We start from the raw sequence: 24,210 nt of genomic DNA, 5'->3' as shown, positions 1-24,210 counted from the left end.
AATTTGTGTCGGAATTATTATCTAAAAAACGTAATTTTACTTTTCTAATTTATTACTGTGGATAAGCCTAAAGCCCATAAAACAGCCCTTCACGAAAAAGAAGGCATTGCACAACCCGAATCTGTCAGCCTTGATGCTATTGAGCACGTTACAAAGCTCAGAAAAATACAGCCTACTGCTCAGGAGCTGGTAAACGGTATCCTGAAAGGTGACAAAACTGCGTTGAGCCGTGCCATTACTTTGGTTGAAAGCACCAATCCTGCCCACCTAGAAAAGGCGAATGATGTGATTAACCAATGCCTGCCATACGCAGACAAATCATTGCGTATAGGTATTACAGGTGTCCCGGGAGTTGGGAAAAGTACTTTTATTGAAGCTTTTGGAAAGCATCTTACTTCTTTAGGCAGAAAAGTAGCTGTACTGGCAGTAGACCCAAGCAGTTCGCTTTCGCACGGCAGTATATTAGGTGATAAAACCCGTATGGAAGAACTGGTTAAAGACGAGAATGCTTATATACGTCCGTCAGCGTCAGGTGATACATTAGGTGGTGTAGCCCGTAAAACCCGTGAGGCCATCATTCTTTGTGAAGCCTGTGGCTTTGATACCATTGTTATAGAAACTGTTGGCGTAGGCCAAAGCGAAACCGCCGTGCACAGTATGGTCGATTTCTTTTTACTCCTGAAAATTTCGGGAGCAGGTGATGAACTACAGGGTATTAAACGTGGTATCATGGAAATGGCAGATCTAATTGTTATCAATAAAGCCGATGGCGATAACATTAAACGCGCCCGCCTTGCAAAAACTGAGTTTAACAGGGCATTGCATTTATTCCCAGCTAAAAATTCCGGATGGCAGCCTACAGTTACTACCTGTAGCGCCGTTACCCATGATGGCATCCCGGAAGTTTGGAAAACCATTAACGACTACTTTGACCTTACGAAAGCAAACAATTATTTTAACTTCCACCGAAGCGAACAAAACAGTTACTGGCTTACAGAAACCATTAACGAACAGCTTAAAAGCAATTTTTATTCGAGAAAAGATATCGCCGACCTATTAGAACAAAATAAAAAAGCGGTGCAAAATAGTGAAATATCACCTTTTACAGCCGCCAGTATTTTATTGGAAAAGTATTTTAGTAAATAGAAAGCAACACAATCAAAAGACTGTGTACTGAACGCTACTGAACACTATTACTCCTTCTCATAATACGCTACTTCCCTATCGTAAAATTCATTAGCAAGAACAATCAAACCTTCCATTTCGGCGTTAAGTTCGTTCTCGTCAAGATCTTCCGGTTCTTCCATAAATTCTACCTCATCATCTTTAAGATTAATGATAAAGCGTGGGTAATCCAGGTGAATGATAAAAATATCATCAGGAAACTCAGTGTTATCAGCTAATACAAATTTTGGTAATTCCATAATGTTTGTTATAAAGTCTAAAAATTAAAGTCAAAAATACTGTCTGAATAAGGTTTCAATAATAAAACCATCAGGCATTGGCCAAGGCTAATCGATCTTCCTCATCCTGATTTTTAATCAGTTTATTCGTTAGATAATTAAAGCGAATATACAAAAATATTGCAGCAGCTGTAAGCCCGGCAAGCAATCCTATCCAAATTCCCACCGCTTTAAGTTCGGTATGCAAACCAAGATAAAATGATATTGGGAAACCAATGACCCAATATGCTATAAAAGTGATTACTGTAGGAATCTTAACATCCTGTAATCCGCGCAATGAACCAAGTACCACAACCTGTATACCGTCTACAAGCTGGAATACAGCTGCAACTATAAGCAGCATAGACGCAATTTTTATAACCTCAACATTACTCGCCAATTGAGCTGTATCACCCATATTAAGGAAAAGATGCGGCAGTATATTATTAAACACTACAAACACTAAAGCAAATACAATTTCTATAGCAATAGCTAGTAAAAATATAGAGCGTGCAACAATTCTTAGTTGTCTGTAATCACGTAGTCCTTTTTGGTTTCCTACTCTTACCATTGCGGTAACACTAAGTCCCATCGCAAACATAAAGGTCAAAGATGCAAGGCTAAGCGCAATTTGGTTAGCAGCCTGACTGGTTTCATTAATAGATCCTGACAGCCAAATTGCAGCATCAAATAAAGCTACTTCAAACAGCATCTGCATAGATGACGGTAAACCTAATGCTAATATTTTTTTAAGCACCGAACTTTTTATCTCACTAAAACTAAAATTGCTGAAATATTTTTTTACCTGCGCATTTCGTGATAATGAAATATGAATATGCACCACCATTAATATACGTGAAAGAATAGTTCCGATAGCCGCACCGATAATTCCCATTTTAGGAAATATCCAGATACCGTTTATTAATGCATAGTTAAAGCCAATATGCACAATGTTTGAGACGATAACCGCATGCATGGCATATTTAGTTAACGACATACCATCGGCAAATTGCTTATATCCCTGGAAAATAACCATAGGAACCAAAGAAAATGCAACCAGGTCAATATAAGGAGAAGCCAGATCGATAACCTCTTTAGGCTGATGCATTAATCCCATTAGCGGTTTCGCAAACGAAACAACACCAAAAAGGCATAATCCCAAAACAGTACATAATAGCAATCCGTGATGAAAAGTTGCTCTAACATTTACTTCGTCTTTAGCGGCATTGCTTTGTGCAACCATAGGTGTTATTGCTGTAGAAAACCCTATCCCAATCGCTATGGCAATAAACACAAAACTATTACCTAACGACACAGCTGCCAACTCTGTAGCACCAATTCTACCCACCATTATATTATCTACCAAACCCATCAGGTTGTGCCCTATCATTCCCAATATAACAGGATAAGCCAGCCTTAGGTTTGCACCGAATTCTTTAGTATATACAGATAAATTCACTTCAAAAATTTTTGCAAAGGTAGTCAGAAGGTTTAAGAATGAAAATTTCGTGAGCCTTAAAATTCTCACAATCATAATATTAAAATACAGCCTCCTAATTTTATGATTTATTTATAACTAATTAACAAAACGTTGAATTTTTTGATAACCCCATTACGGTAATTTTACCACATAACTAACACACAAAAGTGATTATGAAAATGAGAACAGGAATAAGAGGTTTACTGATCGCAGCGATGGTAACGTTTGGTACAGCTGGCTTTGCGCAACAGGGAGCATCTTCGCCTGAAAACTACAATCAGGGATTTCGCCTTGGCTTTGGTCTTAATGCCGGTGCTGTAACAGGAGATTATTTTAACTGGTCTTTAGGAGCAGATGCAAGACTACAATATGACTTTTCTAAAAGAACATCGATAACTCTTACTACGGGTTATACCCATCTTTTTGGAGACAATGATATTCCTGACCTAGGATTTATTCCTGTTAAGGGAGGCTTTAAAGCATTTGTTTGGGATGACGAATTTTATGTACTGGGTGAACTGGGTGCTGGTTTCTCTGTAACGAATGATTATGACAAGACTGCATTTCTTTGGGCACCTGGTATTGGTTATGCAACCAAGTATATCGACATTAGTGTGAGGTATGAAGGAATGACCGATTTTAAAGCCGACCAAGTCGCATTGCGACTGGCTTATGGTTTTAAATTATAACAATTTACATACAACCAAAGTGTAAAACCAATCTTTGTAGAAACCTGCAGAAATATAACTGCAGGTTTTTTACTTTTGTAACCGCCAATACATTACCTCATGAAATTATTTATTATTGACTGGACTAAAGAGCAGACTACACCGCTTATTGACTACTGTAAAAAAGCCGCAGACGTTATAGGCATAGAGTTAAAAGATGGTAATGAAGCCTATATAAAAACAGCAGTGCTTAAACCGGACGCTATTGTAATAAACTATGCCGAGAAACCTTCGCATGGCCGAATGACTGCAGACAGTATTCGTAAACGCAAGATAACATCGCAGACTCCTATTTATTTTATTGATGGTGCCGAAGATGAAAATGAAAAAGTAGAGCACATAGGCATCTGTCTTTCACAGGAAGAATTAAGGGATTTGCTGGATGATTGAAGTAATGAAAGTAAGGATATCCAAAGTCTGGTTTTTATCAAACTTCCGACATCCTTACATCTTACTTCGAGCTTCGCTCCTATTCCTCATTCAAAAGCTTGTCTTTATATAATGAAATGTTTTTCATTATATCTTCATTAACCTCCGGTTCTTTAATGTCCTCATATTGCTTAAGGGCATCGAGTATGGTTTTCGCCACAAGGTAACGGGCTATTTCTTTTTTATCGGCAGGTATCACATACCAGGGTGCATGCTCTTTTGAAGTATGGTTTATTGCATCTTCATAATATTCCTGGTATTTATCCCAAAGGTCTCTTTCTTCAAGATCGCCCGGAGAGAATTTCCAGTTATGGCTTTGCTTATCAAGCCTTCTAAGTAGTCTTTTCTTCTGTTCATCTTTCCCAAGGTGAAGAAAGAATTTAAAAATTATCATACCATTTGCATTAATGTGCTTCTCAAAATTATTGATCTGCTCATAACGATGCTTCCACATATCTTTAGGAATATCATCAACGGTGTTTATACCCGGAAGGTTCTCGTTCAAAATCAACTCTGGATGTACTCGTGTAACAAGTACGTTCTCATAATGCGAACGGTTAAACACAGCAAACTTTCCTTTCTCAGGCAAAGCAATATAATGACGCCACAAATAATCGTGCTCCAACTCTGCAGACGACGGCTTTTTAAAACTATACACATTTACTCCCCGGGCATTAAAGTTTTTGAAAACTTCACGTATCAGGCTGTCTTTACCGGCAGTATCCATTCCCTGCAAACATACCAACACGCTATAGCGGTTATTTGCATACATTTTATCCTGGAGCTTACCTAGTTTTGTACTTACATCTTCCAGCGAGTCGGCTATTTTTTTATCCGATGTTTCAACATCTAAAGTTGTAGCTGCGCCTTTAATATTAAACTTTCCGTTTACCTTAAAATCCTCCGTGTTTATTGCTTTCATCGATAATTGATTTATCTTTATATAAATGTAAGGATTAAAACAAAGCTTCGTTTTTTACAAAAACATAATATTATGCAAAAGTTTCAGTTGGAATTGTTATTCCACATTATAGGCATAGGTTCGGCATCGGGTTTATTGCTGGATGGCACATCTCTTTTCCTGGTTTCAGATAACAGTTATATGCTTTATGAATACAATCTTGCCAACAAACAACTTGAAAAAACACCTATTGCACCTCACGGATATAACGGCCCGCTTGAAAATGTACCAAAAAAAGAAAAAGCCGATTATGAATCAATCACAGCAATGGGCGACGAGCTCTATCTGTTTGGCTCGGGTTCGACCAATAAACGCAATACCATACAATATATAGATTCGCAGTCAAAAAAAGTATTTCCTGCCATAGATGCTACCGATCTTTATATGGCGATGCAGGACTTTAGCGAAATTAAACCCGATAACTTTAATATAGAAGCCGCAGTAAATGCAGGAAACACCTGGTATTTGTTTAATCGTGGCAATGGCCCAAAAGGACAGAACGGTATTTTTACTCTGGACGGAGATATTAAAGAAGCTGCTTTTCAATTTATATATAATGAAATAGCATTACCTAAAATAAACGGAGCGCCTGCCAGCTTTACTGATGCGGTGCTGGTGGATGATAAGCTTTATTTTTTGGCTGCTGCCGAAAAATCGAACTCTACCTATCTTGACGGAGAAGTAGCAGGAACACTTATAGGTCGAATTGACACCGAAACGATGGAAGTAGAGTTTACCGAGATCATTTCGCTTAAAAATAAGTTTGAAGGGATTACTCTATATAAGACGAAGGATAAATCTCTTGAATTCCTTTTGTGTGAAGATACCGATAGCGATGCTGCTGCATCGGACATTTTTAAACTGACACTTGAAAAACAGTAAAAAGTATAGAAGTTGGATATCTGAGGTTTTACGCAACATCAGACTTCATATATCTCACTCTCAAACTCGGACTTTAAACTATTTTTCACTCCTCTCCCAACCTTTGTATCACTTTTCTAATCTATATAACAAAGAGACTTAATTGTGATAGAAGAAAAACTCATAGCAGCATGCAGAAAAATGCACCGGGACTCCCAGAGGAAGGTGTATGAGCTTATGGCTCCTAAACTGTACCACACCTGCAAACGGTACCTGAAAAAAGAGGAAGAGATTGAAGAAGCTGTGGCCGATGCCTTCTTTACCATCTTTACCAAACTCGATCAGCTTAAAGAAACAAAGGCATTTGAAGCCTGGGCACGACGCATTGCCGTGAACCAGTGCCTGATGAGCCTTAAAAAGAACGTGAACTTTAATATTTATATTGAAGACATGAGCCGTGCAGCCGAACCTTCGGAAGTCCAATCGGCCGGACTTGAAGAAGAAGACCTGCTAAAGCTGCTCACTTACCTGCCCGAAGGATGCAGGACCGTATTTAATCTCTTTGCCATTGAAGGTTATTCGCACAAAGAAATAGCCGCCATGCTGAATATATCCGAAGGAACATCAAAATCACAATTAAACGTCTCCCGAGGTAAACTCAAAGAATTAGTAAACAATGTTTATTACCTAAATGAAAACAGTCATGGAAAATCAAGATAAAATATACAAACAATTTAAAGAGGCCTCCGGCAAAGCCGAAGACAAAGACTTTGACCGCATGGAAGCCGTATGGAACCGTGTTGAAGAAAAACTGGACAACAACAAACAACGAAAAATTGCCGTATGGTGGAAATATACTGGTATAGCAGCATTGTTCCTACTCTTTATGGGTATTGGCACTTTAATGCTCAAAAATGAAGCCAACCCAATTGTTGCACCAAAAGTAATCCCGGAAAATAATGTAACCGTTATTGACACCCAAAAAGTAAAAGAAATATTTAACCCCGAAATAAAAGGATTTAAACGAGAAGTTGTTACAAGCGAGCCATCTCCCCGAAACAAAGTGGAGCAAACAGAAGAAGTTATTTCTCCCGCTCCAAAATTCAAAAAAAGTGCTATTGTAGTTTCTGAAGAAAGACAGGGAACAGCTAACATAGAAACGAAACTGAACGCCGATGCTATAATGGTTTTACCAGTAGCAGACAAAATAGGACAAATCGTTTTTCAAGGTGTTGTAATTGATAATACAGGTATGCCTATACCTGGTGTTAATGTACAAATCCGAGGCACATCAAATGGAGTACAAACTGATTTTGACGGCAAATACTCATTAAATACTAATGAAGGTGATAAAGTTGTATTGTCCTATATTGGTATGGAGCCACAATCAGTTATTGCAAGCCATGCAACAAATAATCTAACACATAAAATGCAGGATAATTCTATGGCACTTCAGGAAGTTGTTGTAGAAGCTTATAGAGTAACAACAAGAGCGACCAGTAATGCAGCGATTACAACAATATCTTCTAAAACAATCGAAGGCAGAGCTAATGCAAACTATGACAAAGAATATTTTGATGATAGCAATCAATCCAGTAACAGCTTCGTTGCAAAAAAGAAAACCGAAGAAAACGAGATTTCTAAAGAAGCCATTACTACAGTAACTTCAAAAGCCATAGAAGGCAGGCCTAATACAAACTTTATACAAACACTCCAAGGTCAAGTTCCGGGACTTACTATTACAACCGGATCAGGACAGCCGGGAGCAAATAGTACTGTTATACTACGTGGATATGGTACGATAAATAATAATTCAGAACCATTATATGTTGTAGATGGAGTTCCTTTAAGCGCTGAAAACTTCAAGCAAATTAACCCTAAAGACATTGTGAAAACAGAAGTTTTGAACGATGCCGGAGCGACTGCCATCTACGGTAACAGAGGTAGTAATGGAGTTATAGTCGTAAAAACAAAGAACGCACCTACAAAACGTCAGTTACGAAAACTTAAAAAGGAAAGAGAGAAAATCGAAAAGATCGAAAAAGAAAATGCAAAAAAAGAGCAGAGTCTTTCTAAATACGAACCTGTAGAAGTAGATCAGGAAGAATATGAATCGTTTGTAGAAAACCAGTTTGAAAATTCGGCTGCAACACCACTTTCTACTTTTTCTATAGATGTAGACAACGCTTCTTATACTAACATCAGGCGTTTTCTTAATGATGGTGAAACAGTTCCTAAAGATGCGGTTCGAGTAGAAGAAATGATCAACTTTTTTAAATACGAATATCCTGAGCCAAACAATAACGATCCGTTCTCTATTAATACAGAGTATAGCACCGCACCCTGGAATCCAAAACACAAACTATTAAAAATTGGATTGAAAGGTAAAGTTATGGCTGATAAAAACCTGCCATCATCCAACTTTGTCTTTCTTATCGATGTATCGGGATCTATGGATGATGACAACAAACTTCCTCTGCTTAAACAATCCATGAAACTTTTAGTAAGACAAATGCGTAAAAAAGATAGGATAGCAATAGTAGTTTATGCGGGTGCAGCGGGGTTGGTACTGCCTTCTACAAGTGGTGCAGATAAAGACAAAATAATTACCGCCCTTGATGATCTTGAAGCTGGAGGAAGCACTGCCGGAGGTGAAGGAATAGAATTGGCTTATAAAACCGCTCAAGAGAATTTTATCAAAGATGGTAATAATCGTATTATCCTGGCTACCGATGGCGACTTTAATGTTGGAGAGTCCTCAGACAGTGATATGGAAACATTAATTGAAGAAAAACGTAAAAGCGGTGTATTCCTTACCTGTCTTGGTTATGGCATGGGTAATTATAAAGATTCAAAAATGGAAATACTTGCAGATAAAGGAAATGGCAACTATGCTTACATCGATAATATGCAGGAAGCCACCCGATTCTTAGATAAAGAATTCATAGGTTCGATGTATGCGATTGCTAAAGATGTAAAGATCCAGATAGAGTTTAATTCTAAGCATGTGCAGTCGTATAGATTGATTGGTTATGAGAACCGAAAACTCCGCGATGAAGATTTTGCAAATGATGCTATAGATGCAGGAGAATTAGGAAGCGGACACACCGTTACTGCATTGTATGAAATTATTCCTGTAGGTGTACAAAGCGAGTATTTTAACGCTGCTCCCCAATTAAAATACAGCAAACCACTAAGCACTTCTTTAAACTATAACGACGAACTGGCCACTATAAAATTCAGATATAAAAAACCCGCTGGAGACAAAAGTACAGAGATGGTTCAAATTATCTCCAATTCGTCTTTACCCTTGCAAAAAACATCAGCCGATTATAAATTTTCAGCAGCAGTAGCATGGTTTGGCTTAAAATTAAGAGATTCTAAACTGGTGCCCAATAAAACTACCGAAGACATTAAAGCACTGGCAAAACAGGGGCTTAAAAATGATCCTGATGGCTACAAAGCAGAGTTTATCAGGCTGGTAGAAATGGTAAAATAACATTTGCAATTAACTAACTCCAAATGAACGGCCTGTTGGGTATAAACTCCGGCAGGCCAAATTTTAAAAACTATGAAAACAATCATGTCCTTTCTATTTGTGCTTGTATTGAGTATTAGCTCATATGCACAGGAAAAAAACATAACCCCACAAAACAAGCTTCAAGCTGATATTAAAAACGGAACGGTAACACTATATGTTTTAAGCGGAATAGTTTCAAGTGCCACTCCTGCAGATAAAGGATTTCTGGAAAAATACAATGTAAAATACCATGATTTCGGGTGTGTTATACCAGAAAATATTGATTATTACAGGGAGTATAATCTACTTGTATTACAGTACCTCAAAAAGAAATTCGGTACAAAGTGGGAAAAGGATGTCCGCAAGAATATTTTAGGATCGAAAGAATGGAAAACTAAGAAATAAAAAACACCAGCCACATTGAGCTTGTCGAAATGTATTAGGTGTTTTCATCATATATCCTTTAATAAGACTCCTAAAATAAAATTACCAGTCACATTGAGCTTGTCGAAATGCGACTGGTATTTTTATTATAATAACCCTTCGACAGGCTCAGGGTGACAAATCCAAGAAATATAAAAAACACCAGCCACATTGAGTTTACCGAAATGTATTAGGTGTTTTTTTTTATCATATATCCTTTAATAAGACTCCTAAAATAAAATTACCAGTCACATTGAGCTTGTCGAAATGCGGCTGGTAATTTTATAATAATCCTTAGACAGGCTCAGGATGACAAATCGTAAATCAATTACTTTCTCTCAATCTCTCTAAGGTTCTCAATTTTCTTGTATTCAAGGAAACCTTTAATATCTTCAAAGTGTTCTTTAACGCGTTTGTTGCCAAACTCAAATACTTTAGTTACTAATCCGTCAAGGAAATCCCTGTCGTGAGATACCAATATAATGGTACCGTCAAAAGCCTTAAGCGCATCTTTTATAATGTCTTTGGTTTTCATATCAAGGTGGTTGGTAGGCTCATCCAGAATAAGAACGTTAACCGGTTCAAGCAATAATTTTATCATCGCAAGACGAGTCTTCTCTCCTCCCGAAAGTACTTTTACTTTCTTAGTAGTATCATCACCACTAAACATGAAAGCTCCCAGTAGGTTCTTTATCTGTGTACGTATTTCACCAACCGCAATCTGATCTATCGTTTCAAAAACCGTTAGGTTCTCATCCAGCATTGCGGCCTGGTTTTGTGCAAAATATCCAATCTGAATATTATGACCCAATTCCATTGTACCTTCAAAGTTAATTTCGCCCATAATGGCTTTAATCATAGTCGACTTACCTTCACCGTTTTTACCCACAAAAGCAAGTTTCTGACCACGCTCAATAACCATCGATGCATCTTTAAATACAACGTGATCACCATATGCTTTAGAAAGTTCGTTAACTACTACAGGATATTGCCCAGAACGTGGCGCTGCAGGGAACTTAAGTTTCAATGCCGAAGTATCTATTTCGTCTACCTCTACAATTGTCAATTTTTCAAGCATCTTAACACGCGACTGTACCTGTAGCGTTTTAGAATACGTTCCTTTAAAACGATCGATAAACTCTTGGTTTTCGGCAATCATTTTTTGTTGCTCATCGTATGCTTTCTGCTGATGTACACGACGGTCTTTACGCAACTCTAAATAATGTGAGTATTTTGCTTTGTAATCGTATATCCTACCCATAGTCACTTCTATGGTACGTGTTGTAATATTGTCTACAAAGGCCCTATCGTGCGATATTACCATAACCGCTTTAGCACTGTTAATAAGGAAATCTTCCAGCCACTGAATACTTTCAATATCCATGTGGTTGGTAGGCTCATCCAGTAATATCAGGTCAGGTTTTTGCAATAATATCTTAGCCAGCTCAATACGCATTCTCCATCCTCCACTGAATTCAGACGTTGGACGGTTAAAATCATCACGGCTAAAGCCCATACCTACAAGTACTTTTTCTACTTCAGCTTCATAATTAACTTCTTCTATAGAATAGAATTTTTCACTAAGCTCAGATACCTTTTCGATAATCTTATAGTACTCATCCGATTCATAATCGGTACGCACGGTAAGCTCTTCATTAAGTGCATCGATCTCTGCCTTCATTTTAAAAACTCCAGCAAATGCTTTAGACGTTTCTTCCATAACTGTAGCATCATCCTGCGTAAGCAAATGCTGTGGCAGGTAAGCTATAACAGTACCTTTTGGGGACGAAATAGTTCCTGAAGAAGGTTTATTTTCTCCTGCTACGATTTTAAGTAAAGTCGATTTTCCTGCACCATTTTTACCCATAAGGGCTATTTTATCGGTTTCATTAATAGAAAACGAAACATCACTAAATAATGTGGTACCGCCAAATTGTACCGAAAGCGCATCTATACTGATCATGGGTCTTTTTTTGAAGCCGCAAAGATAGGATAATTAGCCTATTGCACAATTAGGTTTGCTTTGTATAGCTTAAAAATATTGGTTATCTTTGATATAGATAATTATTTCGAGCAATGAAAAGTTGGATAAAATCCGGATTGATCTGGGCTGTCTTCATGATAGTGGTTACTCAATTCCTTTCTCCCTACATAATGGTATGGTTAGGATTTGACGAAATTCCTGAAAAACAAACGTTAGGAAAAATGATATTTTTCAGTATCGTTTTCATCATAGCCGGGGTTTTTTTAGCATATATAGAGTCGAAACGAAAAAAAGAACCTAAAAAACAAATTGACGGATAATATGAAAAGCTGGGTGAAATTTGGACTTATATGGGGTTTATTCATGTGTTTTATCATGAATGTAGCATTGCCATTATGGGATAACGAAAAATTAATCCTTCCAAAACTTCTTATCGCCATTCCGATATGGATTATTTTTGGATTAATATTTGGCTATGTATCCCGCAAGAAAGAACCTAAAAAACAAGTCTAGCCTGATAATAATGAAACACTGGATTAAAACGATACAAAATGAAAAGATGGATTAGATCAGGTTTAGTTTGGGCGGGTATCCTGTACATCATCACTATGATTATTTTCCCACTTATTGATCACGAAAAATTTACCATATCTAAAATACTGCTGGGTATCCCGTTATGGATTATTGTTGGCTTAATTATAGGTTACCTGTTAAAAGGCAGAAAACATACTAATTAAGGAACTACATCATAAGTTGTGCTCTTACTATTACCAAAAACCTGGGTTTGAATTTTCTCTGCTATAACAACTGTTTCGTCAAGTGATGTATTAGTCAGAATACAAATAACAGGAGCAAACTCATCTGTTTCATACAAAGGTTTTTTCTTAGATGCAGTTTTCAAGGTTTTAAAACCATTCGTAGCAGCAAAAGCTTTTAGCTTCTTTAAAAACGGAACCTGATCGGCAGTCATAGCTTCAAATTCAATAGTAAAAGTATCGCCGTTGTTTATAAAATAAATGCAGTCTGTACCGTTTGATGTTATTCCTGTAACATCAAATCCGCTTTTCCCTTCTTTAAGTTTTATAAGCTCATTTTTGAGTCCGTCAATTGTAATTTCTTTTACCGAAGCCCCACTTTTGTATTCTTCCTTTTTAGATTGATTGCAGGCTGTCAGTAAAAAAACTATACATAAAAATGTAAGAACTCTTTTTTTCATATAGCTTTATTTGTTTGGGTTTACCATTTCATACCAAACCTCTTCCTCTCCTTCATGATCAAAAATTTCAATAAATTTTAATCCCACTCTTTCCAATACCTTTCTGGATGCAGCATTAGAAGGATCGGCGGTTGCATTTATCTTTTCCAGTTTCATTACATAAAAACCATAGTCTACAAAGGCGGCGGCGGCTTCACTTGCATAGCCTTTACCCCAGTGCTTTTGGATAAAACGATAACCTAGATCATAATGTGAATCATGACCATTTACATTGCGTTCCAACTTTAGTCCGGCCCAACCAATAAATTCTCCTGTATCTTTAAGCAATGCTGCCCATCGTCCAATACCGTTAGTATGATACTGTTCCCTGATGAAAGCAATTGCAGCACGGCTTTCATCAATCGTTTTTACAGGATTCTTACCAAGATAAGTATGCACTTCGGGATTAGAATCCAGTTCAAACATCCCTGCATCATCTGTTGGTTCGAGTTCGCGGAAATAAAGGCGTTCGGTTTCTATTGATTTAGACATAATGTAAGTGTTTAAATACAAATATATATAAATTTTGAAAGTTCAATATCATAGATCACCTAGAGTTGTTCTAAATTCCTTGAGTTCAATTCTTTTTGGATTTCTTTTTCTAAGATCTTATTATTTTTCGAATTTCTAGCTATGATATACGTCAATAATAAAGGAAAAAAAGTGAAAAATCCAAAACCATTTTTTACTGCACTATAAATTACAACCCCAATAGTAAATCCAATAATTACAGCATCAATTATTCTATTGGATCTTATTTTGTTTATTTTCTGTAAAAGTTCCTGATCGCTTAATCCTGCTAAATTTTCTGGTTTCATCTATCTAATTTATTATGGGTGTTAAATTTATCTCACTCTTTTTAAACACAAATATATAAACCTAATACTTACGTTCACCAATCTGTTGGCGCCACATTGCAAAATATAATCCTTTTTTATCAACCAGTTCATCGTGGGTACCCTGTTCGGTTATCGCGCCGCGTTCCAACACAAAGATAGTATCGGCATGCATAATGGTCGATAGTCTATGCGCAATAAGAATAGTTATCTGTTGTTTATCTTCCGATATTTCTTTTACCGTTTCAGTTATCTGTAACTCGGTAAGAGAATCCAGAGCAGAAGTTGCCTCATCAAAAATGAGTAGGCGGGGTTTACGCAATAGCGCTCTGGCAATAGACAAACGCTGCTTTTCTCCTCCCGAAAGCTTCTTACCGCCTTCGCCTAATATCGTATCCAGTCCTTTCTCTGCATTATCTATAATCCCCATTGCCGATGCTTTTTTCATGGCTTCGAGCAATTCCTCCTCAGTAGCATCCGGCTTTACAAACAACAGGTTCTCTCGAATGGTTCCGAAAAATAATTGCGTATCCTGGGTTACAAACCCCAACTGCCTGCGTATTCTGTTATAGCGCAGGTCTTTTATAGAAATATCATCATACAGGATATCACCTTCTACCGGACGGTACAACCCTACCAATAGCTTTACCAGTGTTGATTTCCCAGAACCGGACGGACCAACAAAGGCAATCGTATCCCCAAGTTCTGCTTTAAACGTTATGTTTTGAATGGCGTTGTGTGCTGCATTTTTATGTCTAAAAACAACATTATTAAAATGCAGCTGACCTATGGGCCCTACGTCTACAGGATCTTCCGGGCTGTACTCCGGTTTTTTTTGCATGAGGTCATTGAATAAAGACAATGCCGTTTCGGCTTCCCGATATGAAAGGATAATACTTCCTAAATCCTGAAGCGGAGCAATAATACCCGACGATATAAACTGCATCGAGATTAGTTCTCCTGTAGACAGTACATTCCTAAAAATAAGCCATAATAAGATAAACAGTATCGACTGCCTTAGTAATATCAATATGCTTCCCTGAATAAATGTAAGGGTACGCATCTTCTTTACCTTAGCCATTTCAAGATCATATATTTCCTGCGTATGGACTTTTAGCCGCCGAATTTCCGGATAGGTTAATCCTAGGCTTTTTACCAGTTCAATATTTCTGAGACTCTCGGTAATCGTGCCACTCATTTGGCGGTTTTGCCGAATTAATGATCGTTGTAATGTTTTTATGGAACGGCTTAAAATACTGGTCAGCCCACCCAAAACAACCACACCAATAAGAAATATCGGAATCAATGCCCAGTGTTTGGTAACAGCATACCACATAAGGAATCCAACGCCAACTGCCGAAGAAAATAAAATATTGATAAATGCCGAAATGAACTTCTCGGTATCCATACGTACTTTTTGAAGTATGGATAAAATCTCTCCGCTGCTCTGGTCTTCAAATTCCTGATAGGGTAAGCGCAGTGTCTGTCTCAATCCGTCATTAAAGATCTGCATGCCAAATTTCTGAACGATCATTCGCAGCACATAATCTTTAAAGGACATAAATAATCGTGCTGCCAAGGCTATAACTACTGCGATGATTAATAGTTTTACAACGCCATTTATACGTGTGTTGTTATCATTCCCGTTAGGATTCAGAGCATAATCATCTATAATCTTTCCAAAAATAATAGGGTCATAAAGTGATAGTATCTGTGCTATTCCTGCCAAAAATAAAACCAAGGCGATCCACCAGGAGTACGGTTTAAGATATTTCCAAAATAAGTCCATAAGAGCGGCTTTGGATTAATTAGAAATAAATTTACGCTTTATTTACCAGTAATTGCCTAATCGTTGCGAGATGAGAGAACATCACAAGAGGAACAACACAGCAAGGAAGCCATATATAAGGAAAATACAGTACCGCAACATTAGGTTGATCGAAAGCGAATTGCTGAAATTCAAATGGCGCCGATAATACTGCCGTTATCACTACATTTAATAGCAAACCAATACAGATAAAATTCCATAACAATAAAATAGTTTTACCTAAGATTTTCTTTTTATACCCGAAATAAAAAATAAACGGTGCCGATATTCCTGAAAGAATATCAAAATTACTTCCTTCAAAAGTCATAGTAACAGGTACTTTTTTATATAAAAACAATAAGTACAAAACTATTTCAACAGGAACCCTTACCACATGTAAAAGGGTCAGATATTTAGGCTCAAGGTTATCAATATACTGCCTCCCATTTTTTGTAACAAATAATAAAAGAATGAATAATAGTGGAACACCTATCAGTAATACAAACCTTGGAGGAATTGTTTGAGTATTAGTATAAAATCCCGTAAGCGCTATAAACCCCTGAAGTAAAAGCCAAACACCACTTACAGCAAAAAAAGTTTTGGATGTATTTGCTGCCCTATAAAAAATAAAACAAGTAAGTAGGACTGTACAGGTAAACAAAATAGCTGTAAACAACGGCACATCGTCCATACATAAAAGAATTTTATGCTAATATAAAAAAGAAAAGCTACTGTATCAGTAGCTTTTAATATTTTCCTTTGTTTGGCAATTGTTGCTTAAAATGCTGGATGGCATTATAATCTTCAATACCTAAAACATCAATAAGATTCAAAAAATGAAGCTTGCCCTCATTATGGTAATGAATAAGCTCATCTTGTATATTTCGTATATGATAACGATTATTCAGTTGAAAATAAACCCTTAAGGTTTCTTTATTATTCAATTCTAATGATAGTAGATTATCTTTAGAATTAGGCTCAACACCTGAGTTCTTATTAAAATAACCATCTCCTTGCCTAAAATGATTACCGCAATCTGTAAATGTTATTTTACTAAGATCATCAAGCAGGTATTCAATACTATTAACTGTGATTTTCTCTTTTTCGAATACAATTCCCCCAGTAATAGTTCTTTGCGGTTTCTTTGTAAAAAAAGAGATTAACAAGAAGTCTGTCAAAGGGAAACGCTTCTTTATTGGAATAAAAGTTATAAACGAATGCATTATCTCAAATTATCCGCCCATTTTAAAATCTTCGATCACCTGATGTACTTTACCAAAATCTCTTTCGTAGATAAATACTTCTACTGCCTGACCCAAACCACCAAAACCAGACATACGTGCCGCCTGAATATTATTTTTCACGACTGTTTCTACACCTACTTCTTCAATTTTTGATTGTAATGCCTGAGCTAAAATTTCACTCCCCGAAAATATCTTCATTAATCCCATAACTTTTTATTTTAGTCGTTTGTTTCGTCTTCTTCCTCTTCCTCGTCGTCCTCATCTTCATCAAATGCAAAAATGAAAGGCTCTATCATCAATCGCTCAGACAATACATCTACGCGTTCTGTAAATTCTTCTGTAAAGAATAAACGCTGCGTTTTAGCGATACTGTCAGAGATATGTGCAATTCTGGTTTCATGTCTAAGACGCAGTATAATATCGGCATCATCAAGAATAAACATTTTTAACTGGTTTACATCAAATCCTGCCGTAGCAAACATTTCACTAAGACGTGTAGGTGTACCCACAATGACATCGATCCCTAAAGATATCTGGTTTTTATCCCAGTCGATATCGCCCTGGTCGTAAACACCATATACTCTTAAGTCAGTATGATTACCATACCTTTTAAAAAGCTCCTGCATTTCTAATACCTTAACTTTATCCTGTACTACGATAAGTGCTCTTGGCGATTCCATAAACGCTTTATCCAAACGCTGTATAACGTTTATAACAATTGTTGTGGTTTTACCAAGTTCAGTTGGAGCAATAATAACACAGTCTGCACCGCTTTTTATGGTTCCAAAAGTTTCTTTTTGTAATTGTGTAGGTTCTGTCAGTTCTGCTTCTTGTAAAGCCAGCGACAAATTTTCATTTATTTTCTTTAAACGCATATCTTTTGTTTGTTGCCAATTATTGTGGTTTCCTGCACCGCATAATTTTTGCAAATATACTACTATTTACTCGCGAAGAGCCTTACATCGCTCTCTGAAATTTCTGTACCGCCAAGAATGATAAGACGTTCTACTACATTACGTAGTTCACGGATGTTACCAGTCCAGTCATATTCCTTTAATAAATTGATCGCATCGGTAGAGAATTTCTTAGGTGCACTACCCTGCTCAGAGGCTATTTTTTCAGCAAAATATTCTATCAATAGAGGTATATCGTCCCTTCTGTCATTCAATGCCGGCACTTTTATAAGTATTACAGCAAGACGGTGATAAAGGTCTTCACGAAAACGTCCTTCGGCAATTTCTACTTTCAGGTCTTTATTTGTAGCTGCTACAACGCGTACATCTACTTTAATATCTTTCTCTGCACCAACACGGGTTATCATACTTTCCTGTAATGCACGCAGTACTTTTGCCTGTGCCGGAAGGCTCATATCGCCTATCTCATCAAGAAAAATAGTCCCTTTATCAGCGGTTTCAAACTTACCTGCCCTGTCTTTTACTGCCGATGTAAACGCTCCTTTTACGTGACCAAATAATTCACTTTCGATTAGTTCAGACGGAATAGCAGCACAATTTACCTCAACAAAAGGGGCATTGGCACGCTCACTCTTTTCATGCAGCCAGTGCGCTACAAGCTCCTTACCTGTTCCGTTGGGTCCGGTTATAAGCACACGGGCATCTGTTGGAGCTACTTTTTCTATAATCTCTTTTATATGATTAATAGGATCGCTTGCCCCCACCATTTCATAGTTCTTGCTTACTTTTTTCTTCAGCATCTTGTTTTCAACCACAAGTACTTTACGATCCAGTGCGTTACGTACTGTATTAAGCAAACGGTTTAGATCAGGTGGCTTAGATATATAATCAAAAGCACCAAGACGCATTGTGTTTATAGCTGTTTCAAGATCGCCGTGACCGGATATCATTACAAACGGAATCTCCGGCTTTATCTTTTTTACAGCTTCAAGCACTTCAACACCATCCATTTTTGGCATTTTTATATCACAAAGCACAAGGTCATAATCTTCATTTTTAATCTTCTCCAAACCCTGAGCACCATCTTCGGCTTCATCAACTTTGTAGGTATCGTTTTCCTCCGAAAGGATTTTTCCTAACACCCTTCTGATGGCTGCTTCGTCTTCTATAACTAATATTTTTGGCATCTTTATTTTTAGATTATTGAGCTACATCAGGGCAGCTTGATTTTTAGAATCTTCAATCTTTGAATCTTAGAAGTCAAACTTCCGGCATCCCTGCCTTGGATTTTTTAATACTTAAGCCACTTAAAAATCTCTTTATATGTAGGTTTCTTGCCATACATTAAAATACCTATTCGGTAAATTTTTGCTGCAAACCACACTACAAAAAAGAAGGTAGCAAATAGTAAAACTACTGATACTATTATCTGCCACAACGGCACACCAAATGGTATACGCATCAGCATTACTATTGGCGATGTAAGTGGTATCATAGAGAAAACAACAGCTACCGTACCATGCGGATCACTGATCACGCTAAAGAATCCTACATAAACACCCAGCATTAACGGCATTATAATAGGCAGTAAGAATTGCTGTGAATCGGTTTCACTATCAACAGCAGCACCAATTGCTGCATATAATGAACTGTATAAAAAGTATCCTCCTATAAAGTAAACGAGAAAAGATATAAAAATTGTTAGTAACGGAAGTTTCCATAATTCACTTATATAGATCTGGATTCCCTGCATTGCCTCTTGAGATGCCTGAGCAACCTCCGGTCGTGCAGCAGCTGCACCTCCCATTTGTACATTAAAGAATGTACTTAGCACAAAGAACAATCCAAGCCCTATTATCGACCAGATAAGAAACTGAAGTATTCCTGCCAGCGAAGTACCAATGATCTTACCCATCATAAGTTGGAAAGGCTTAACCGATGAAATAATGATCTCAATAATACGATTGGTTTTTTCTTCGATAACGCTTCGCATTACCATATTACCATAGATGATAACAAACATCATGATCAGATACCCTGACAAACCACCAATAACGATCTTAATAATACTCGCTTCTTTAAAGGTTTCTTCTCCAGAGAATTTACTCAAATGAATAGTAGAATCAGTTTTAGCTTTTTCTATCTTATCATAATCAAAACCCAGCTGTTTTAAATTGTTCTTGGTAAGCTTGTTGTTTACTACATCTTCAATACCTGCAACAAAATCAAGATTAGGCGAATCGTTAGAAAGGTATTCTACTTTTGATGTAAGCTGGCTCAGGCTATCTACTTTAGGCACATATATCAGACCTTCGAAATCCTGAGATGCTTTTTCTTTGGCTTTGACCAATGACATTGCTGAAAGATCCACATACTCGGTCTTTTCAGTACTTTTAAAGTCTCCTTTTAAAACGCCGGCCTGGTCGTATATTCCAACCTGCACTTTTTCGCTGCCATTAAGGCTGGCGAGATAGCCTATTAAAACAGCCATTGCTACCAAGAGCAACGGACTTAAAAAGGTCATTACAATGAAAGATTTATTGCGCACTTTGGCAGTAAACTCTCTTTTTATGATTAAGGAAAGGCTCATTTATCTTTTGCTTACAGTTTGAATAAAAATATCGTTTACGCTAGGTATTTTCTCTACAAAATAGGTCACGTCTCCTTTTTGCAACAGGTAGTTTAGCAACTCCTTAGATGTTGTCCCATCCGGCAGACTTACTTGTAATTTAAGCTCTTCATCCAGTGTTTTAAAGTTTGCAGGAAGTGTTTTATACCTGCCATTAATATCAGATAGTAGCTGTGCCTGATTATCTGTGGCAATACCCACCTCAAAAGTATTGGTACGGTATTGTTTTTTTACATCGTGTAGTTTTCCCTCGATAAGTTTATTGGATTGATGGATCAATGCGATATCATCACAAAGTTCTTCTACACTTTCCATTCTGTGGGTCGAGAAAATAATAGTTGCTCCTTTATCACGAAGACCAAGGATCTCGTCTTTTATCAGGTTAGCATTTACAGGATCAAATCCGCTAAATGGTTCATCAAAAATAAGTAGTTTAGGCTGGTGCAATACCGTTACCACAAACTGTATTTTTTGAGCCATACCTTTAGAAAGCTCTTGTATTTTTTTATTCCACCAGCCTTTTATTTCCAGTTTTTCAAACCAGTAATCCAGCTGATCTTTAGCCTCTTTTTTAGAAAGCCCTTTAAGCTGTGCCAGGTAAAGTGCCTGCTCCCCTACTTTCATAGATTTATACAGTCCTCTTTCTTCGGGCATGTAGCCAATCTGGGCAATATGTTTTGAGTTGAGTTTTTCTCCGTCCAGTAAAACTTCGCCGCTATCGGGCATGGTAATCTGGTTGATAATTCGGATAAGAGAGGTTTTTCCTGCTCCGTTAGGCCCTAAAAGTCCATATATACTGCCTTTAGGCACCTGTAGTGAAACATTGTTAAGAGCCGTATAATCACCGTATTGCTTAACAACGTTCTTTACTTCTAAAATTGGTTTCATTCGGTTTTGATTGTGATTGTAAAAATAAAGATTATATGACGTAGATTAATAAAAATCGTTACTTATTATAAACGAATTTAAAAGAGCCTGAAAAGCTATATATCTTTTAAAAATAAGGAGATAAAAGAACATTCCAATCTTGCTGAAAACAAAAAACCCACCCTTATTTGCATAAGGATGGGAAAAATTGCTATGAAAAAGAAAATTCACTAATAAATTAGTGAATTCCAAATATATAAAACTTTATTAAGTTATGAAAACATATCCTTAACTTTTTCAAAAAAAGATTTATCCGACTTTTCAGGGTGCGGAATAAAGTTTTCATCTGCTAATGATTTCTCAAAAAACTGACGCTGCTCTTTATTTAAAGTCTTTGGTGTCCAAACATTTACATGCACAAGAAGGTCACCTGTTCCATAAGAGTTCACACTAGGTATACCCTTACCTTTAAGTCTTAATATTTTACCGGACTGAATACCTTCTTCAAGTTTTATCCTTACTTTTCCGTTTACAGTATCAATATCTTTAGACGTACCAAGTGCCGCTTCAGGGAAACTTATATACAGATCTAAGTGTAAGTTTTCACCTTCACGTTTAAGCGTTTCATGCTCAATCTCTTCGATCGCTACAATAAGGTCACCCGGAATACTGTTGTTTCCCGGAGCATCATTACCCTTACCGGTTACTTTTAACTGCATACCATCTACAACACCCGCAGGTATTTTGATTGATACCGTTTCGTCTTCCATTACCATACCCTGAGCATCAGCATGTGTAGGTTTAGACTCTATAATTTGTCCGGTACCGCCACAGGTATGACATGTAGCTGCCGTTTGCATCCTGCCAAGGATGGTATTGGTCACCTTCATTACTTGCCCTGCACCATTACAGGTTGGGCAGGTTTTGAACGTAACTCCTTTAGCCTGTACTTTTCTTTTTACTTTTACTTTTTTCTCTACGCCGTTAGCCACTTCTTCAAGCGTCATTTTTACTTTGATACGAAGGTTACTTCCCTTCATTCTGCGTTGGCCGCCTCCGCCGCCAAAACCACCAAAGCCGCCTCCGCCGCCAAATGCGCTTCCGAATATATCACCAAACTGGCTGAAAATATCATCCATGTTCATACCGCCGCCGTTAAAACCGCCGCCGCCATTACCATCAAAAGCTGCCGATCCATATTGATCATAGCGCGCTTTTTTATTTGGGTCGCTTAATACTTCATAAGCTTCGGCTGCTGTTTTAAAATTTTCTTCAGCTTGTTTGTCTCCCGGATTTTTGTCAGGATGGTATTCAATGGCTTTTTTACGATACGCCTTTTTAATCTGCTCTGGCGTAGCACCTTTGTCAATCCCTAATATTTCATAAAAATCTTTTTTCATCTCTCCACGTTTTAAACCGTATTGCTACAATTTTATATTAATTCCCTATAACAACTTTAGGGAAACGGATTATTTTGTCGCCCAGTTTATAACCTTTCTCTAACACATCTACAATTTTACCTTTAAGGTTTGGTGTAGGTGCAGGAATTTGGGTAATTGCTTCGGCAAAATCTGCATCAAATGCATCTCCTGTCTTAACATCTACTACTTCAAGTCCTTTAGTGACTAAAGTATCTTTAAGTTTATTGTGAATAAGCTCCACACCTTTAAGCATAAGCTCATCTTCAGATTTTGAAATCTGGATCATTGCTCTGTCAAAATCATCTAATACCGGCAGTAAAGCCAATAGTACTTCCTGGTTTGCTGTTTTAAAAAGATCCATTCTTTCTTTAGATGTTCTTCTTTTATAGTTTTCAAATTCAGCAAACAGGCGTAAAAACTTATCTTTTTCTTTGGCAAGTTCTTCACCAAGTTGTTCTTCAGGCGAAAGTTCTTCGGCAGATGCTATCCCTTCCGATTCGGTTGCAGCCTCTGTCTCATTAACTAATTCGTCCTTTGTTAAGTCTTTTTCCACGTTTTCAGAATTCTCCTGGGTCATATTCTTAAATATTTTCTTAAACATTATTTTGTGTATAGTCGCTTTAGCGATGTGCAAAAGTATTGCCAAAACTTAAAAAATGTCAAATTGTCACTGCTATTTTTAGTAATTTAGTGACTGATGTCTTAATTCTAAACTCTACAGCAATGAAAAATCACTTGTTCCTGCTCTTGTTAGGCATTGGTTTAACAAGTATAATTTCCTGTAAAAAAGACAATACTGCTATCAATGCCGAGACTACCGAAGCCGAAGCCTTAAAACCGGTAACCAATACTTCCAGAAAATATACCGTAGATACTACAGCATCTGTCATAAATTGGCTAGGATCTAAACCTACAGGCACACACACGGGCACTATAAACATTACAAAGGGTGAATTCTTTGTAAAGAATGACACACTGGAAACAGGAAAGTTTATTATAGACATGAACAGTATAATTGTAACCGATCCTAAAGAAGGTAAAGACAAGATGAATTTGGAGAATCACCTTAAAGGCCTGGGAAAAGAAGATAATGCCGATCATTTTTTTAACACCAACAGATATCCTACCGGGCAATTTGATATTACTGCTATAACGGCAGATAAAAATAAAACAATGATTGAGGGCAACCTGACGTTAAAGGACATTACGAAGAATATAAAATTCCCAGCTGTCATACATATTAATGATACGTTGGTTACAATTAACAGCGAAAATTTTAAGATAAACAGGACATTGTGGAATATAAACTTTAATTCTAAAAGCCCTGTAAAAAATTTGGGGGATCAATATATTGATGATGATATTGAGCTGAAAGTAAGTGTTTCCGGAAAAAGGAAACAAAAGTAAAA

At 37.1% G+C, this 24,210-nt stretch carries 28 protein-coding genes; 11 read left to right on the top strand and 17 right to left on the bottom strand.

All coding sequences use genetic code 11. The features are described from left to right. The first annotated feature begins 57 nt into the window (after window positions 1-57). A complete protein-coding gene (gene meaB, locus EPI11_RS04795; protein ID WP_128388809.1) occupies window positions 58-1,146 on the top strand; it encodes a methylmalonyl Co-A mutase-associated GTPase MeaB in 1,089 nt (362 codons plus the stop codon). A 47-nt stretch (window positions 1,147-1,193) separates the two neighbouring features. Here meaB and EPI11_RS04790 read toward each other — a convergent pair whose 3' ends face one another. Both EPI11_RS04790 and EPI11_RS04785 read right to left on the bottom strand, forming a co-directional pair. Then, the gene (locus tag EPI11_RS04790; protein ID WP_128388808.1) at window positions 1,194-1,424 is read right to left on the bottom strand and encodes a hypothetical protein; all 231 of its coding nucleotides are present in this window, start codon (window positions 1,422-1,424) and stop codon (window positions 1,194-1,196) included. A gap of 70 nt (window positions 1,425-1,494) precedes the next feature. Beyond that, window positions 1,495-2,901 carry an MATE family efflux transporter gene (locus EPI11_RS04785; RefSeq protein ID WP_128388807.1) on the bottom strand — a complete coding sequence of 469 codons (1,407 nt, stop codon included), beginning with the start codon at window positions 2,899-2,901 and terminating at the stop codon, window positions 1,495-1,497. A gap of 194 nt (window positions 2,902-3,095) precedes the next feature. On the opposite strand from EPI11_RS04785, the gene EPI11_RS04780 reads away from it, so the two are divergent. Together EPI11_RS04780 and EPI11_RS04775 are read left to right on the top strand one after the other, a co-directional pair. Beyond that, on the top strand, window positions 3,096-3,611 hold the full coding sequence (locus tag EPI11_RS04780) for a hypothetical protein (RefSeq protein WP_317125630.1): 516 nt from the start codon (window positions 3,096-3,098) through the stop codon (window positions 3,609-3,611). 99 nt (window positions 3,612-3,710) lie between these two features. Then, a complete protein-coding gene (locus tag EPI11_RS04775; protein ID WP_128388806.1) occupies window positions 3,711-4,040 on the top strand; it encodes a hypothetical protein in 330 nt (109 codons plus the stop codon). 79 nt (window positions 4,041-4,119) lie between these two features. On the opposite strand, the gene EPI11_RS04770 is transcribed toward EPI11_RS04775, so the two are convergent. Next, the gene (locus tag EPI11_RS04770; RefSeq protein WP_128388805.1) at window positions 4,120-5,001 is read right to left on the bottom strand and encodes a PPK2 family polyphosphate kinase; all 882 of its coding nucleotides are present in this window, start codon (window positions 4,999-5,001) and stop codon (window positions 4,120-4,122) included. 72 nt (window positions 5,002-5,073) lie between these two features. On the opposite strand from EPI11_RS04770, the gene EPI11_RS04765 reads away from it, so the two are divergent. The 4 genes from EPI11_RS04765 (at window position 5,074) to EPI11_RS04750 (ending at window position 9,826) form a co-directional block, all read left to right on the top strand. Then, entirely contained in the window at window positions 5,074-5,922 is an 849-nt protein-coding gene (locus EPI11_RS04765; protein ID WP_128388804.1) for a DUF6929 family protein, read from the top strand. A 180-nt stretch (window positions 5,923-6,102) separates the two neighbouring features. Further along, entirely contained in the window at window positions 6,103-6,621 is a 519-nt protein-coding gene (locus tag EPI11_RS04760) for an RNA polymerase sigma factor (RefSeq protein WP_128388907.1), read from the top strand. After that, window positions 6,605-9,400 carry a YfbK domain-containing protein gene (locus EPI11_RS04755; RefSeq protein WP_164879109.1) on the top strand — a complete coding sequence of 932 codons (2,796 nt, stop codon included), beginning with the start codon at window positions 6,605-6,607 and terminating at the stop codon, window positions 9,398-9,400. Before EPI11_RS04760 ends, EPI11_RS04755 begins: the two co-directional genes overlap by 17 nt. Window positions 9,401-9,472: 72 nt before the next feature. After that, on the top strand, window positions 9,473-9,826 hold the full coding sequence (locus tag EPI11_RS04750; protein ID WP_128388803.1) for an FEKKY domain-containing protein: 354 nt from the start codon (window positions 9,473-9,475) through the stop codon (window positions 9,824-9,826). Window positions 9,827-10,172: 346 nt separating this feature from the next. Here the strand turns inward: EPI11_RS04750 and EPI11_RS04745 are convergent, their stop codons facing one another. After that, entirely contained in the window at window positions 10,173-11,807 is a 1,635-nt protein-coding gene (locus EPI11_RS04745; RefSeq protein WP_128388802.1) for an ABC-F family ATP-binding cassette domain-containing protein, read from the bottom strand. A gap of 113 nt (window positions 11,808-11,920) precedes the next feature. Here EPI11_RS04745 and EPI11_RS04740 point away from each other — a divergent pair, with 113 nt between their 5' ends. Genes EPI11_RS04740 through EPI11_RS04730 form a run of 3 tightly spaced genes read left to right on the top strand, consistent with a single transcriptional unit; the run spans window position 11,921 to window position 12,565 of the window. After that, on the top strand, window positions 11,921-12,148 hold the full coding sequence (locus EPI11_RS04740) for a hypothetical protein (protein WP_128388801.1): 228 nt from the start codon (window positions 11,921-11,923) through the stop codon (window positions 12,146-12,148). A 1-nt stretch (window position 12,149) separates the two neighbouring features. Beyond that, on the top strand, window positions 12,150-12,341 hold the full coding sequence (locus tag EPI11_RS04735; protein ID WP_128388800.1) for a hypothetical protein: 192 nt from the start codon (window positions 12,150-12,152) through the stop codon (window positions 12,339-12,341). Window positions 12,342-12,379: 38 nt separating this feature from the next. Then, window positions 12,380-12,565, top strand: a complete 186-nt coding sequence (locus EPI11_RS04730; RefSeq protein WP_128388799.1) for a hypothetical protein — start codon at window positions 12,380-12,382, stop codon at window positions 12,563-12,565. On the opposite strand, the gene EPI11_RS04725 is transcribed toward EPI11_RS04730, so the two are convergent. The 13 genes from EPI11_RS04725 to EPI11_RS04665 all read right to left on the bottom strand — a co-directional run bounded on the left by EPI11_RS04725 (window position 12,562) and on the right by EPI11_RS04665 (window position 23,402). Continuing rightward, a complete protein-coding gene (locus tag EPI11_RS04725; RefSeq protein WP_128388798.1) occupies window positions 12,562-13,044 on the bottom strand; it encodes a hypothetical protein in 483 nt (160 codons plus the stop codon). The genes EPI11_RS04730 and EPI11_RS04725 overlap by 4 nt on opposite strands. A gap of 6 nt (window positions 13,045-13,050) precedes the next feature. Beyond that, complete coding sequence (locus EPI11_RS04720) at window positions 13,051-13,575, bottom strand: GNAT family N-acetyltransferase (RefSeq protein ID WP_128388797.1); 525 nt, start codon at window positions 13,573-13,575, stop codon at window positions 13,051-13,053. A gap of 59 nt (window positions 13,576-13,634) precedes the next feature. After that, the gene (locus tag EPI11_RS04715) at window positions 13,635-13,901 is read right to left on the bottom strand and encodes a hypothetical protein (RefSeq protein ID WP_128388796.1); all 267 of its coding nucleotides are present in this window, start codon (window positions 13,899-13,901) and stop codon (window positions 13,635-13,637) included. A gap of 61 nt (window positions 13,902-13,962) precedes the next feature. After that, window positions 13,963-15,708 carry an ABC transporter ATP-binding protein gene (locus EPI11_RS04710; RefSeq protein ID WP_128388795.1) on the bottom strand — a complete coding sequence of 582 codons (1,746 nt, stop codon included), beginning with the start codon at window positions 15,706-15,708 and terminating at the stop codon, window positions 13,963-13,965. 31 nt (window positions 15,709-15,739) lie between these two features. Continuing rightward, a complete protein-coding gene (locus EPI11_RS04705; protein ID WP_128388794.1) occupies window positions 15,740-16,417 on the bottom strand; it encodes a hypothetical protein in 678 nt (225 codons plus the stop codon). A gap of 55 nt (window positions 16,418-16,472) precedes the next feature. Next, complete coding sequence (locus EPI11_RS04700; RefSeq protein ID WP_128388793.1) at window positions 16,473-16,949, bottom strand: hypothetical protein; 477 nt, start codon at window positions 16,947-16,949, stop codon at window positions 16,473-16,475. 9 nt (window positions 16,950-16,958) lie between these two features. Then, window positions 16,959-17,177, bottom strand: coding sequence for a putative signal transducing protein (locus tag EPI11_RS04695; RefSeq protein ID WP_128388792.1), 219 nt, complete (start codon window positions 17,175-17,177; stop codon window positions 16,959-16,961). A gap of 11 nt (window positions 17,178-17,188) precedes the next feature. Further along, window positions 17,189-17,845, bottom strand: coding sequence for a DEAD/DEAH box helicase (locus EPI11_RS04690; RefSeq protein WP_128388905.1), 657 nt, complete (start codon window positions 17,843-17,845; stop codon window positions 17,189-17,191). 62 nt (window positions 17,846-17,907) lie between these two features. Then, window positions 17,908-19,071 (bottom strand): sigma-54-dependent transcriptional regulator, encoded by a 1,164-nt coding sequence (locus EPI11_RS04685; protein ID WP_128388791.1) that lies wholly within the window; start codon window positions 19,069-19,071, stop codon window positions 17,908-17,910. A 104-nt stretch (window positions 19,072-19,175) separates the two neighbouring features. Then, window positions 19,176-20,474: an ABC transporter permease gene (locus EPI11_RS04680; RefSeq protein WP_128388790.1), complete on the bottom strand. Its 1,299-nt coding sequence runs from the start codon at window positions 20,472-20,474 to the stop codon at window positions 19,176-19,178. After that, window positions 20,475-21,401: an ABC transporter ATP-binding protein gene (locus EPI11_RS04675; protein WP_128388789.1), complete on the bottom strand. Its 927-nt coding sequence runs from the start codon at window positions 21,399-21,401 to the stop codon at window positions 20,475-20,477. It abuts the gene before it with no gap. 251 nt (window positions 21,402-21,652) lie between these two features. After that, the gene (gene dnaJ / locus EPI11_RS04670; protein WP_128388788.1) at window positions 21,653-22,780 is read right to left on the bottom strand and encodes a molecular chaperone DnaJ; all 1,128 of its coding nucleotides are present in this window, start codon (window positions 22,778-22,780) and stop codon (window positions 21,653-21,655) included. Between the two features lie 37 nt (window positions 22,781-22,817). After that, a complete protein-coding gene (locus EPI11_RS04665; protein ID WP_128388787.1) occupies window positions 22,818-23,402 on the bottom strand; it encodes a nucleotide exchange factor GrpE in 585 nt (194 codons plus the stop codon). A 122-nt stretch (window positions 23,403-23,524) separates the two neighbouring features. On the opposite strand from EPI11_RS04665, the gene EPI11_RS04660 reads away from it, so the two are divergent. Continuing rightward, window positions 23,525-24,208 (top strand): YceI family protein, encoded by a 684-nt coding sequence (locus EPI11_RS04660; protein WP_128388786.1) that lies wholly within the window; start codon window positions 23,525-23,527, stop codon window positions 24,206-24,208. The last annotated feature ends 2 nt before the right edge of the window (window positions 24,209-24,210 follow it).

This window comes from Flavobacterium cerinum (assembly GCF_004028155.1).
Taxonomy (GTDB): Bacteria; Bacteroidota; Bacteroidia; order Flavobacteriales; family Flavobacteriaceae; genus Flavobacterium; species Flavobacterium cerinum.
Note: the sequence above shows the minus strand (reverse complement) of the source record. Positions and strands in the feature narration are given on the sequence as shown.